This is a genomic window from Rhodococcoides corynebacterioides, assembly GCF_019834675.1.
GTDB lineage: Bacteria > Actinomycetota > Actinomycetes > Mycobacteriales > Mycobacteriaceae > Rhodococcoides > Rhodococcoides corynebacterioides_A.
The window spans coordinates 45295-57594 of sequence record NZ_JABUBU010000020.1 but is presented as its reverse complement, the minus strand read 5'-3'; the positions used below and the strand labels follow the sequence as shown (position 1 = coordinate 57594).

Annotated in this window: 13 protein-coding genes; 10 read left to right on the top strand and 3 right to left on the bottom strand. The window is 71.1% G+C overall.

Going from position 1 to position 12300, the window contains the following annotated elements; translation table 11 throughout:
• Positions 1 to 145: 145 nt before the first annotated feature.
• The gene (gene mftM, locus HQ603_RS15835; RefSeq protein ID WP_222685712.1) at positions 146 to 985 is read right to left on the bottom strand and encodes a mycofactocin oligosaccharide methyltransferase MftM; all 840 of its coding nucleotides are present in this window, start codon (positions 983 to 985) and stop codon (positions 146 to 148) included.
• Positions 986 to 1199: 214 nt separating this feature from the next.
• Between mftM and mftA the strand changes: the two genes are divergently transcribed.
• The 10 genes from mftA (at position 1200) to HQ603_RS15785 (ending at position 10427) form a co-directional block, all read left to right on the top strand.
• Entirely contained in the window at positions 1200 to 1310 is a 111-nt protein-coding gene (gene mftA / locus HQ603_RS15830) for a mycofactocin precursor MftA (protein WP_068099570.1), read from the top strand.
• The gene (gene mftB, locus HQ603_RS15825) at positions 1310 to 1651 is read left to right on the top strand and encodes a mycofactocin biosynthesis chaperone MftB (protein ID WP_222685710.1); all 342 of its coding nucleotides are present in this window, start codon (positions 1310 to 1312) and stop codon (positions 1649 to 1651) included. The genes mftA and mftB overlap by 1 nt, the downstream gene beginning before the upstream one ends.
• The gene (mftC, locus tag HQ603_RS15820; protein ID WP_222685708.1) at positions 1648 to 2931 is read left to right on the top strand and encodes a mycofactocin radical SAM maturase; all 1284 of its coding nucleotides are present in this window, start codon (positions 1648 to 1650) and stop codon (positions 2929 to 2931) included. The genes mftB and mftC overlap by 4 nt, the downstream gene beginning before the upstream one ends.
• On the top strand, positions 2928 to 4163 hold the full coding sequence (gene mftD, locus HQ603_RS15815) for a pre-mycofactocin synthase MftD (protein ID WP_222685706.1): 1236 nt from the start codon (positions 2928 to 2930) through the stop codon (positions 4161 to 4163). The genes mftC and mftD overlap by 4 nt, the downstream gene beginning before the upstream one ends.
• 25 nt (positions 4164 to 4188) lie before the next feature.
• Entirely contained in the window at positions 4189 to 4689 is a 501-nt protein-coding gene (locus tag HQ603_RS15810) for a GNAT family N-acetyltransferase (protein ID WP_082895772.1), read from the top strand.
• Positions 4690 to 4772: 83 nt separating this feature from the next.
• Entirely contained in the window at positions 4773 to 5438 is a 666-nt protein-coding gene (locus HQ603_RS15805) for a GTP pyrophosphokinase (protein WP_082895773.1), read from the top strand.
• Positions 5435 to 6124, top strand: a complete 690-nt coding sequence (gene mftE, locus HQ603_RS15800; protein WP_308126567.1) for a mycofactocin biosynthesis peptidyl-dipeptidase MftE — start codon at positions 5435 to 5437, stop codon at positions 6122 to 6124. The genes HQ603_RS15805 and mftE overlap by 4 nt, the downstream gene beginning before the upstream one ends.
• Positions 6125 to 6192: 68 nt before the next feature.
• Positions 6193 to 7599, top strand: a complete 1407-nt coding sequence (mftF, locus tag HQ603_RS15795) for a mycofactocin biosynthesis glycosyltransferase MftF (RefSeq protein ID WP_068099576.1) — start codon at positions 6193 to 6195, stop codon at positions 7597 to 7599.
• Between the two features lie 5 nt (positions 7600 to 7604).
• Positions 7605 to 9110 carry a mycofactocin dehydrogenase MftG gene (gene mftG, locus HQ603_RS15790; protein ID WP_222685705.1) on the top strand — a complete coding sequence of 502 codons (1506 nt, stop codon included), beginning with the start codon at positions 7605 to 7607 and terminating at the stop codon, positions 9108 to 9110.
• A 60-nt stretch (positions 9111 to 9170) separates the two neighbouring features.
• Positions 9171 to 10427, top strand: a complete 1257-nt coding sequence (locus HQ603_RS15785; protein ID WP_222685704.1) for a transcriptional regulator — start codon at positions 9171 to 9173, stop codon at positions 10425 to 10427.
• A 4-nt stretch (positions 10428 to 10431) separates the two neighbouring features.
• Here HQ603_RS15785 and HQ603_RS15780 read toward each other — a convergent pair whose 3' ends face one another.
• Entirely contained in the window at positions 10432 to 11247 is an 816-nt protein-coding gene (locus HQ603_RS15780; RefSeq protein ID WP_222685703.1) for an ABC transporter permease, read from the bottom strand.
• Positions 11244 to 12263 (bottom strand): ABC transporter ATP-binding protein, encoded by a 1020-nt coding sequence (locus tag HQ603_RS15775; RefSeq protein ID WP_222685702.1) that lies wholly within the window; start codon positions 12261 to 12263, stop codon positions 11244 to 11246. The genes HQ603_RS15780 and HQ603_RS15775 overlap by 4 nt, the downstream gene beginning before the upstream one ends.
• Positions 12264 to 12300: the final 37 nt, after the last annotated feature.

The window sequence follows — 12300 nt, the reverse complement described above, 5'->3', positions numbered from 1 at the left end:
CGACCCGCCCCACGCACCGAGCAGAAACACGCCCGCCGCCGCCAGGAACGCAACCGAAACCGACTGCGCAACAACCTCAACGGTGTCCGACCACCCGAACCCGACGACGCACCACCCCCGTTCTGACCGGGGCGGCGCCGCGCGGTCACACAGGCGACGCAGCGTCCAGTACCGCCCACCCCCCGTGGTGGGAGAACACCTCGTACGGCCGCCCGGAGCGGGCAGCGAGCGCGGTGACGGCGTGCGCGTCGAAGACTCGGACGTGACCGTGGCACGCCTGTGCCTCGTCCTCGTACGGCACCGCGATCACCACGCGGCGTCGGGCGACGCGTAGTGCTTCGGCGACGATGCGGTCGCCGAGGTCGGCGTCCACGTGCTCGAGCAGATGCAGCGCGGTCACGGTGTCGACGGCGTCGTCGGGCACGGGGACGTCCGCTGCATCGCAGACGAGTGTTTCGATGTCGATGCCGAGGGGTGCCCGCATCGCGTCGAGCAACCGCATCGTGCCCGCGTGGATGTCGGTGGCGATCACCGGGACACCGCGGGCCGCGAGTCGCAGCGGGAAGAACCCGAAGCAGGACCCGAGATCCAGAACGGTTCCCCGAACCAGTGATGCCGCGACCTCGTGCACGGGGGCGAAATCGGCGGTCCCGTCGACGAGGTCGCGCAGGGACTGTCGGTAGTAGGTCGCCCACGCGTCGATCGGGTCGTCCACGGTGGAGCGCACCAGCCCGACCATGACGGCCTCGAACTCGTCGCGACCGGCGCCGGCCTCCGCGATCCGCGCCGTCACCTCCGCCACGAGCGACTCCCGCAACCGGTCGGCGGACAGGGTGTGGGTGACCACCAGCCGGCCACCCTCCCGTCGCACCGTCAGCGACGCCGAACCGAGCATCCCCGACTCGCGCAGCACCGTGACCGTGCCGTGTGACCACACTCCCGGCGTGCCGGGGGCGAGGGAGTCGAACGGGGTGAGGGTCGGCATACGCCGAGCGTAGGTCGCGCACGAGGCCGGCCGGGCCGGATGCGCCCGAACCCTCGGGTGCGCCGGTGAGCCACCTACCCGATCGGGCGGTTCTGCACTGCCGCACCGGGTTCGCTTCACCGCGGACCGCCGCGAGGGGGGCCGCGACGGGCCTAGCGTCGTCGACCACGGGACGCACTCGACCGTCCCCGCCGCCCGTCCGAAAGGAAGTCCCATGACCGAGAAGAACACCGTCGCCACCACCGAGGACGACACCGCCCGCCCGTTGGTCCAGGAGTCGCTGGTCGAGGACGTGTCCATCGACGGCATGTGCGGCGTGTACTGATGACCGCCGCAGCGTCCCCGACGGCTCCCGCAGGGAGTCTGCTGACAGGTCGGTGGCAACTCGCCCCTCAGGTGGCCGTGCGCCCGGAGCCGTTCGGGGCGCTGCTGTACCACTTCGGCACCCGACGGCTGTCCTTCCTCAAGACCCGCGGTGTGCTGGCGGTCGTGCGATCGCTGCCCGAGCACCCCGACGTGAGGTCGGCGCTCACCGCGGCGGCGGTGCCGGATGACGCCGTTCCGCAGTACCTGCACGCCCTGACCGCCCTCGCCGAGTCGGCGATGATCGTGCCGGCGCAGCAGGATTCACCGATTCCGGTCTCACCCCTGGAGGACCTCGTATGACCGCCACCCTGCCGGATCGCCTCGCCCCGGCAACTCCGGCAACCCCGACCGCTCCGCAACCCGTGGGCCGACTGATCGACCGGTTCGAGCTGGGACTCGATGCCCCCATCTGCCTGACCTGGGAGCTGACCTACGCCTGCAACCTCTCGTGCGTGCATTGCCTGTCGTCCTCCGGCCGGCGCGATCCGCGCGAACTGTCGACGGAGCAGTGCAAGGCCGTCATCGACGAGTTGCAGCGCATGCAGGTGTTCTACGTCAACATCGGCGGGGGCGAACCCACCGTCCGCTCCGACTTCTGGGAACTCGTCGACTACGCCACCGAGCACCAGGTGGGCGTGAAGTTCTCCACCAACGGCGTGCGGATCGACGAGACCGTCGCAGCGCGCCTCGCCGCGTCGGACTACGTCGACGTCCAGATCTCGCTCGACGGCGCCACCGCCGAGGTCAACGACGCGGTCCGCGGGCCGGGCTCGTTCGACATGGCGGTCCGGGCACTGCGCAATCTGAAGGACGCGGGCTTCAGGGACGCGAAGATCTCCGTCGTCGTCACTCGCCACAACGTCGCCCAGCTCGACGACTTCAAGGCCCTCGCCGACACGTACGACGCCACCCTGCGCATCACCCGCCTGCGCCCGTCCGGCCGCGGCGCCGACGTCTGGGACGACCTGCATCCCACCGCGGCCCAGCAGCGCGAACTCTACGACTGGCTGGTCGCCAACGGGGAGGGCGTGCTCACCGGGGATTCCTTCTTCCACCTGTCCGCCTTCGGCGGCACCCTGCCGGGCCTGAACCTGTGCGGCGCAGGCAGAGTGGTGTGCCTGATCGACCCGATCGGCGACGTCTACGCCTGCCCGTTCGCGATCCACGAGCAGTTCCTGGCCGGCAACGTTCTGCGCGACGCCACCGACACCCTCGGCGGCTTCCAGGCCGTCTGGCAGAACTCCGCGTTGTTCCGAGACCTGCGATCCCCGCAGACCGGTGGTGCGTGCAGCTCGTGCGCCCACTTCGACGCGTGCCGCGGTGGGTGCATGGCAGCAAAGTTCTTCACAGGGCTCCCGCTGGACGGCCCGGATCCCGAATGCGTGCAGGGCTACGGCGAATCCGCGCTCGCCGCCGACCGCGGCGAGATACCGAAGTCGTCCGTCGACCATTCCCGCAGCGGTCAGCGATCGACCCCCCGAGCCTCCGTCCCGCTGACGCTGTTGACGCGGCGGCCGCCGACGACACTGTGCGACGAGAACCCCCTCGCGGGACTGTCGCGAGAGGAGCGTTCCCGATGAAGCGAATCCGATCTCCCTGGGCTCGGCCCGAGTGGATGGAGACCGTGGCCGAGGCCCAGCGGCGGGCGAAGAAGCGGCTGCCCCCGTCGGTCTATTCGGCGTTGATCGCCGGGTCCGAACGCGGCACGTCGTACGACGACAACCAGAGCGCGTTCGGCGAGTTGGGCTTCGCCCCCCGCGTCGCGGACCACGCCGCGTCCCGCGATCTCGCGACCACGGTTCTGGGACAACAGCTCTCGATTCCGGTGATCATTTCGCCGACGGGGGTGCAGGCGGTGCATCCGGACGGCGAGGTGGCCGTCGCCCGCGCCGCCGCGGCTCGCGGCGTTCCCATGGGACTGTCGTCGTTCGCCTCGAAGCCGATCGAGGACGTCACCGCAGTCCACGGTCAGACCCTGTTCCAGGTCTACTGGTTGGGTAGTCGCGCCGACATGGTCGCGCGTCTCGACCGTGCCCGCGCCGCCGGCGCCGTCGGAGTGATCCTGACGCTGGACTGGTCCTTCTCCTACGGTCGGGACTGGGGCAGCCCCGCGATTCCGGAGCGGATGAACCTCGCCGCGATGGTGAAGTTCGCGCCCGAGGGTCTGCGTCGCCCGGCGTGGTTGCTCGACTTCGCACGCAGTGGCCGCATTCCCGATCTGACGACGCCCAACATCGTCCCGCCGGGTGCACCGCAGACGCCGACGTTCTTCGGCGCCTACGGCATGTGGCAGCAGACGCCGCCGCCGACGTGGGAGGACATCGCCTGGTTGCGACGTCAGTGGGACGGGCCGTTCGTGCTCAAGGGCATCTCGCGCGTCGACGACGCGAAACGTGCCGTGGACGCCGGGTTCTCCGCGATCTCGGTGTCCAACCACGGCGGCAACAACCTCGACGGCACCCCGGCCGCGATCAGGATGCTGCCCGCGATCGCCGACGCCGTCGGCGACGAGATCGAGGTGCTGCTCGACGGCGGGATCCGACGAGGCAGCGACGTCGTCAAGGCCGTCGCCCTCGGTGCCCGAGCCGTCATGATCGGGCGCGCCTACCTGTGGGGCCTCGCCGCCGGCGGTCAGGCCGGCGTCGAGAACGTCCTCGACGTACTGCGCATGGGCATGGACTCGACCCTGCTCGGTCTCGGCAAGGCGTCGGTCCACGATCTGTCGCCGGCCGACGTCGTCGTTCCGGATGGGTTCACGCGCACCCTCGGTGTCGATCCGGCGCGCACCCTGACCGCCGTCGCGATGCCCTAGCGGTGCGGGGTGAGACGATGGGCCGGTGACCGATCGCACCGGGCCCGTCGTCCGCCTCGCCCCCATGGACGCGGATCGCCTGCCCGCCTGGATCGAGGCCGGCAAGGCGGACTACCGCGCCGACCGCATCAGAGCGGGCGAACCGGTGGACCGCGCCACCGACGAGGCCGAGCAGACCTACGCCGCGTGGTTCGCCCACGGCGAGCCGGCCCCCGACCACCTGGTGCGCGACGTCGTGTGGGACGAGACCGTCGTCGGGTCGCTGTGGGTCGGGCCGCAGAGCATCGGACGCACCGACGAGTGGTGGGTGTGGAACGTCGAGATCGCCGAGGAGCACCGCGGCCGCGGGTTCGGTCGACGTGCCATGGAGCTCGCCGAGGACCTGGTGCGTGAGCACGGGGCGACCTCGTTGGGCCTGAACGTCTTCGGCTTCAACAGTGCGGCCCGGCGACTGTACGAGTCGTTGGGTTACGACGTCGCGGCCGTGCGCATGAGCAAGCCGTTGGACGCGGAGCCCCGACCGTGACGGAGGAGGGGCAAGAGGACCCGCGACCCGACGCGGCTCTGCCCGCCGACCCGCGCGAACTCCGGGATGCCTTCACCCGCTTCATGATGTCGTACCGCTTCGGGCTCGACGAGTTGCTGACCAAGATCAACATCCTGCGGGACGAGTTCGCCCACCTGCACAGCTACAACCCCATCGAGCACGTCTCGTCCCGGCTGAAGACACCGGAATCGTTGGTGCAGAAGGCCGTGCGCAAGAACGTCCCGCTGACCTTCGACGGTATACGCGAGAACATCGTCGATATTGCCGGCGTGCGCATCAACTGCAGCTTCGTCGCCGACACCTACACCGTGAAGGACATGCTCGTCGGGAGGGACGACGTGCGGGTGGTCGACTACGAGGACTACATCGCGAACCCGAAACCCAACGGCTACCGCAGTCTTCACCTCACGGTGGAGATTCCGGTCTCGCTGTCCGATCGTGTGCAGCGGGTCCCCGTCGAAGTGCAGATCCGCACCATGGCGATGGATTTCTGGGCCAGCCTGGAGCACAAGATCTTCTACAAGTACGACGGCGAGGTTCCGACTCGGCTGCGGACGGAGCTGCGCGATGCCGCGATCGCCGCCTACCGCCTGGACGTCACCATGGAGCGTCTGCACACCGAGGTGACGGCGCTCGACGCCGAGCGGACGCCGCGGACGGACACCGTGGACGTCGGAGCCCTCGAGGGCGTCTTCCTGCGATCGCTGCTCGGGGACGGCGGGCGGTGACCTCTCTCGGCGAGCGGGTCTGGACGGACGTGCCCGGCGGAACCGTCGCGGTGCCCGTCGGATCGGTGGAACAGCACGGCCCGCACCTGCCGCTCGACACCGACACCCGCATCGCGGCGGCGGTCGCCGAGGCCGTCACGGAGACGGTGCGAGGCGGTCTGGTGGCCCCCGCGATCGCCTACGGCGCCAGCGGGGAGCACGAGGGTTTTCGCGGCACGGTGTCGATCGGACTCGACGTGCTCACCTCCGTCGTGGTCGAGTACGGACGGTCGGCGTTCCGGTGGGCCGAGCGGGTGGTGTTCGTGAACGGCCACGGCGGCAACGGCCGCGCCCTGCGTGACGCCGTGACGCTGCTACGCCACGAGGGGCGCGACGCCGCGTGGTTTCCGTGCGCGATCCCGGGCGCCGACGCGCACGCCGGCCGGACCGAGACCTCGCTGCTCCTGCACCTCGATCCCCGGTCGGTCCGGGTCGACGCGGCCGAGGCGGGGGTGACGGATCCGGTGACGAACCTCATGGACCGCTTGAGAGTCGAGGGGGTCGCGGGTGTCTCGCCCACCGGTGTGCTGGGCGATCCGACGGGCGCGAACGCCGCCGAGGGCACGCGCCTTCTCACCGAGCTGCGGCACCGCTTCCGAGTGTCCGTCGATCGGTGGACACCCGACGACCGCGCCGTGCTGCACTGATTCCGATCGCGGTTCCCGATGTCGAGGGAGCTATGACAAATCCCGATCCGGTTGCTTACGATGACCCGATGCGTGACGGTCGACTACCCGACGGATTCGGCGTCCGGATCGACCCGAGGGTGCGCTCGCTGTCCGGTGGTCGCGTTCTGATCGGCGGGTCGCCGCCTCGCATGGTGACCTTGGCGCCCGAGGCCGCGGCGATGATCGGCGACGGGTTTTTGCGGGTGAGCGATCCCGATTCCGCCGTCGTCGCCCGTCGCCTGCTCGATTCCGGTGTCGCCAATCCTCGCCCGATGTCCGTCCCCTCCGCCGCCGACGTCACGGTGGTGGTGCCGGTCAAGGACAACCGTGACGGGCTGCACCGGCTGCTGAAGTCGCTGCGGGGACTGCGCGTCGTCGTGGTGGACGACGGGTCGTCGGTGCCGATCGAGGTGCCCGCCGGGTTCGGCGACGACCCGGCCGCCCCGTCGGTCACCGTGGTGCGGCACGAGTCGGCCCGCGGCCCGGCCGCAGCCCGCAACACGGGACTGGGCGCGGCCGGCACCGATTTCGTGGCGTTCCTCGACTCCGACGTGGTGCCCCGGAAGGGGTGGCTCGAGGTGGTGCTGAGCCACTTCTCCGACCCGTCGGTGGGGCTGGTGGCGCCGCGCATCGTCGCGCTCGAACCGGAGGGCAGCGCGCTCGCCCGCTACGAGCACGCCCGGTCGTCGCTCGACCTGGGCCGGCGGGAGGGACCGGTTCGTGCCGGTGGTCCCGTGTCCTACGTGCCGAGTGCCGCCGTCGTGGTGCGCCGACGGGCCGTGCACGAGTGCGGCGGATTCGATCCCGACATGCACGTCGCCGAGGACGTCGATCTGTGCTGGCGCCTGCAGGACGCGGGGTGGCGGTTGCGGTACGAGCCGGTGGCGCGGGTGGCCCACGATCACCGCGTGACACTGCGAGAGTGGTTCGCGCGCAAGCTTTTCTACGGTACGGGTGCGGTGTCCCTGGCCGCTCGACACGAGGGCAAGGTGCCCCCGGTCGTGATGTCCGTTCCCACCCTCGCGGCATTGCTGATGACGGCCACGGGCACCCGAACCGGCCTGCTCGGCGCCGTGATCACCATGGCCGTGACCATCGGTCGGCTGCGACGGGTGTTCGCCGATCTCGATCACCCCACCCGCCTGGCCGCGGTCTTCGCCGCGCGTGGTTTCGTCGGTGGCGCCTGGCAGCTGGCGTCCGCGGTGGTGCGCCACTACTGGCCGATCACTCTGCTCGCCATCCTTCTCTCCCGACGCATCCGGCGTCTCGCCGTGGCGATCGCGCTCGCGGAGGGTCTGCGCGACTGGGCGTCCCATCGTGAGCCCGGCGGACTGGGCCCGGTGTCCTACGTGACCTACAAGCGTCTCGACGACGTCGCCTACGGCACCGGACTGTGGCTCGGCGCGGTGACCGAGCGAGACCACCGCCCCCTGATGCCCAAGCTCGTCGGGTAGTTCGCGTGCCGGATGTCGTCGTGGTCGGTGGCGGAAGCGCGGGATGCGTTGCCGCAGCGGGGTTCGCCCGCGCCGGCGCGTCCGTGATGCTGCTCGAAGCGGGGTCGACCACCATGGCCCTGCTGTCCGATCCGGGGTTGTCCATGACGGAGCTGACCGACGCGCGGCGTCTGCCGATCGGGCCGTCGTCCCGGTACGTCGACCCGATCACGACGCGAGTGGACGGCGCGCGCGACGTCGTCGGGACCCGCGGCCGGGTGCTCGGCGGGTCGAGTGCGGTGAACGGCGCGTACTTCGTTCGTGCCCCCCTCGCGGACTTCGCGCGGTGGCCTCGGGATCGGTGGTCGGCCGACGTCGTCGCCGAGGGGTTCCGCCGCATCGAGACCGACCTCGACCTGGGCGACCGGCCCGGGCACGGAACGGACGGGCCGATGCCGGTCTCGCGCGCCGTCGTCGCCCCCGTGGCGGACGCGTTCCGTCGCGCCGCGACGGCCGCCGGCCACCGGGATCTCGACGATCTGAACGCGGCGGATGCCGGCGACGGGGTGGGCGCGGTGCCGTCCAACGTGGCCGGTGGACGGCGGGTGTCCGCCGCGGAGGCGTTCCTGGCGCCCGTCGCCGGTCTCGTCGAGGTGCGCGGCGAGGCGGTGGTGGCGCGGGTGGACGTGGTCGCGGGCCGCGTCGTCGGGGTGTCGGGTCGAGATGTGCACGGCGCGTTCACCGTTGGCGCGGACCGCGTGATCCTCGCCGCCGGTACGGTACGGACCGCCACCGTACTGATGCACTCCGGCATCGGACCGCGAGAGACCCTGCGCGGCATCGGGGTCGACGTCGTCGTCGACCGGCCCGGGGTGGGCGTGGGGGTCGGCGATCACCCGGAGGTGGCTGTCGCCTATCGGCCACCGGAGGTGGCGGAAGCGTACCGGCCGCGCCGGGTCGCCCAGACCTGGCGCACCCCCCTGGAGGTGGTGCTGGAGGCGGGTCCTGTCGAATTACGCTGCTATTCCACATCGTTCGACCGACTGATCGACGGAGTTCCGCCCGGCGATCCCGTGATCGGAGTCGCGGCGATGGTCGCCGAACCCCTCGGGTCCGTCGTCCCGCTCTCCGCCGACCCGTTCGCCGCACCGCGCGTCGACCATCCCGTCGCCGATGCCGACCGGCGAGCACTCGTCGACGGGGTGGCGTTGGCGCACGATCTTCTCGGTCGGCCGGAGATGGCCGAGGTCGTCGACCACGTCACCACCGCCCTCGACGCGCCCCTGCCTCCGGGTGCCGCGCTGCACACCGTCGGCAGCGCTCGGATGGGAGCGGACGACGACCCGCTCGCCGTCGTCGACTCGTCCTGCCGGGTGTTCGGGGTGTCGGGACTGGCCGTCGTGGACGCGTCGATGTTCCCTGCGGTCCCGACGCGCGGGCCCCACGCCACGGTGATCATGGCCGCCCACCGGGCGACGGAGATGCTGGTCGCCGAGGCCGACCGGTCGGCTGCCGTTCGCCGAGGACGATGAATCGACACTGTGAGCTGAGTTACAGTGGAGCGGTACACCCCGGTCCCGAGAGGAGCGCACGTGACCAACCCGTGGGTCGCTGTTCGCCCCGGCGAGGACCCGACCGCCCTGGCCCGGACGGTGTCGCGGGCGCACGAGACCTTCCTCGAGCGTCCCAGCGGGACGGACAGCTCGGTGCGGTCGGTCGTGCTGGAATCGTGGCGTCGCAGCCGCACCATGGGCGTCGATCCGGATCGCGCGGCCGACGACGCCATGGACGCCGCGTCGCTCGAGCGCTATCGCACCGAACATCCGATGTCGTTGATCCGACCCGTCGTCCGCAAGCTCCTCGTCGAGGACGCCGCCGACACCGGCCTGCTCGTCGCCATCACCGACGCGTCGGGTCGGTTGTTGTGGGTGGAGGGCGACACCGTCGCCAAGGATCGGGCCCACGCCATGAACTTCGCCGAGGGCACCGACTGGAGCGAGAGCCGGATGGGCACCAACGCCCCCGGCACGGCGTTGGCCGTCGACCACTGCGTGCAGATCTTCGCCGCCGAGCATTTCGCCCGACCCGTCCAGGACTGGAGCTGCAGCGCCGCCCCGGTGCACGATCCGCTCACCGGCCGGATCCTCGGCGCCATCGACATCACCGGCGGCCCGCGGGTGGCGGTGCCGGAGGTGCTGCAGCTGGTGCGCGCCACCGTCGCCGCCGCCGAATCCGAACTGCGTCTGCGGCTGCTGGAGTCCCCGCGCCTCGAGACCGCGGGGCCGCGCCTCGAGGTGTTGGGCACCGCCCGTCCCACCCTGGTGCGCGGCGGGGAGCGGGTTCCGCTGTCCGGCCGTCACGCGGAGATGCTGCTGCTCCTGCAGACCCATCCGGAGGGCCTCGGCGCCGACCACCTCGCCGTGCTGCTCGACGAGAACGACCTCGACTCGGTGACCGTCCGAGCCGAGATGTCCCGTCTGCGCAAGGTTTTCGGGGCCGACGGCCTCGCCTCGCGACCCTACCGATTGGTGGGGACGCTCACCTCCGACGTCGAGGACGTCCGCGCCGCCCTCGATCGCGGCGACGTCGAGACCGCGCTGCGGCTCTACACCGGTGCCGTCCTGCCGTCGTCGTACGCCCCCGGTATCGAGGAGCTCCGCGACGAACTGCGGGTGCGGATGCAGGCGGCGCTGCTGCGGTGCGGAGACCCGGTGCTCCTCGCGCGCTGGACGGCCTCCGTGCACGGCCGCGACGACGCCCGGGCGATGGAGGCGTACCTGCACACCCTCGACCCGGCGTCGGCGCTCCACGCGCAGGTCGAGGCGCGGCTGCGGTTGCTCGGGGTCTAGACCGTCATCCCCGCGGTTCCCACCGCCAGGTGACGAAGGCCAGGAACCCCAGCGCCACGATCCAGAACCCGGTGATGCCGAGGTCGAACACGATGGGCGACACGGGAAGTGGAGTGTCCGCGAGGACCGGCACCGACTCGCCCGCGCGGGCCACCAGGTCCACCGCTCCGGTGAAGGGTGCGAAGAGCAGGTAGCTGCGCAGGCCCGGGTCCACGTTCGGGGCGACGACGAGGTTCGACCCGATCGCCGCGAGCAGCAGCAGCGGCATCACCGAGTACTGCACGCGCTCGCTGTTCGGGGACACCGACCCGACGGCGACGCCGGCGGTCACCGACAGCAGCGCCGTCGCCAGGGCCGCCGCCGCGACCAGAGCAGGATCGGCCGGCAACGGGCCGCCGAGCACGGCGACTCCCGCGACGACGATGCCCACCTGCACCAGTCCGAGCAGCACCAGCGGCACCATCATCGAGACGATCAACTGCGTCGGAGTGAGCTCCGAGGTGCGTAACCGCTTGAACAGCTGCGATTCTCGCCGGGCCGCGACGATGGTGGCGCCGTTGATGTAGACCGAGAACACCAGCACCAGCACCGTCATGGGCGCCATGAGCATGGTCCATCCGGTCGCGTCCTCGGGCCGGGACACGATGGGGAAGAAGAGCACGAACACCGGCGCGAGCAGCGTCGCGAGCAACGTGTTCCGTTGCCGGAAGACCATCGACGTCTCGAACGCGATCTGCCGACGCGTGCGGGTCCAGCCGGACAGGCGACGCGAGCGCCCCGAGGACGCTGTGGTGGGGAGGGTGGAGACGGTGGCGGTCATCGGGACACCTCGCTCGTCTTGTGGTCGGGGGTTGCCGGGTCGGTGGTCGAGTTGCGGACGTGGTGGAAGACCTCGTCGAGCGACGCTGGGCTCGCCCGCAGGGGGCCGAGGACCATGCGCTCGTGGTCGGCCGTGCGGATCAGCCACGACAATGCGGCCTGCTGATCGTCCGAGACCACCTCCAGCGCACGCAGACCGGCGTCGGCGGGCCGACGCGCGTCGTTCCACGCGGCGGTGACCCCGGCGGGGGCGGCGGCGATCAGGCGCTCGCCGTCGACGGGCCGGACGTCGACCTGGATGCGCGACGGACGGGTCGCGAGCACCTCGTCCAGCGTGCCGTGCACGGCCAGCGCGCCCTGGTGCATGATCGCCACCACGTCGGCCAGCTCCTCGGCTTCCTCGAGGTAGTGCGTCGTGAGGACGATGGTGGTGCCGGCGTCGCGCAGGTCGCGGACGAGGCTCCACAACGTGCGCCGGGATTCCGGGTCGAGGCCGGTGGTCGGCTCGTCGAGCACGATGAGTTCCGGTGCGCCCCAGATGGCCATGGCCAGATCGAGCCGTCGGCGCTCGCCACCGGAGAGCGAGTCCACCCGGTTCTCGCTGCGGTGCGTGAGATCGACCAGCCCCAGCACGCGGTCGACGGAATCGGTGCGGCTCGACAGCCGAGACCACATCGTGAGCTCGGCGCGGACGCTGATCTCGCCGAAGTGTCCCGCCTCCTGCAGCACCACCCCGGTGCGGGCGCGAATCTCCGCGGGGTCGCGGAACGGATCGACGCCGAACACCGCCAGGTCGCCTCCGGATCGCTCCCGGAAGCCCTGCAGAATCTCGAGCGTCGTCGTCTTGCCCGCGCCGTTGGTGCCCAGCAGCGCGACGATCTCGCCGCGGCGCACGGTCAACGACACGTCGCGCACGGCGTGGTACCCGTCGTAGTGGAAGTCGAGGCCGGCGGCGTGGACCACGGCGTCGGGGGGAGGTGCCGTGGTCGCGTTCTCGGGGTGAGTCGACTCGGTCATGGCTCGATACTCGGCGACCGCCGTCACGGCGAGTAGT

Coding starts and splice junctions, on each gene's coding strand:
- mftC (WP_222685708.1), top strand. CDS start 1,648: ATGACCGCCACCCTGCCGGATCGCCTCGCCCCGGCAACTCCGGCAACC.
- mftM (WP_222685712.1), bottom strand. CDS start 985: ATGCCGACCCTCACCCCGTTCGACTCCCTCGCCCCCGGCACGCCGGGA.
- mftF (WP_068099576.1), top strand. CDS start 6,193: ATGCGTGACGGTCGACTACCCGACGGATTCGGCGTCCGGATCGACCCG.
- HQ603_RS15780 (WP_222685703.1), bottom strand. CDS start 11,247: ATGACCGCCACCGTCTCCACCCTCCCCACCACAGCGTCCTCGGGGCGC.
- HQ603_RS15805 (WP_082895773.1), top strand. CDS start 4,773: ATGATGTCGTACCGCTTCGGGCTCGACGAGTTGCTGACCAAGATCAAC.
- HQ603_RS15775 (WP_222685702.1), bottom strand. CDS start 12,263: ATGACCGAGTCGACTCACCCCGAGAACGCGACCACGGCACCTCCCCCC.
- mftD (WP_222685706.1), top strand. CDS start 2,928: ATGAAGCGAATCCGATCTCCCTGGGCTCGGCCCGAGTGGATGGAGACC.
- mftB (WP_222685710.1), top strand. CDS start 1,310: ATGACCGCCGCAGCGTCCCCGACGGCTCCCGCAGGGAGTCTGCTGACA.
- mftA (WP_068099570.1), top strand. CDS start 1,200: ATGACCGAGAAGAACACCGTCGCCACCACCGAGGACGACACCGCCCGC.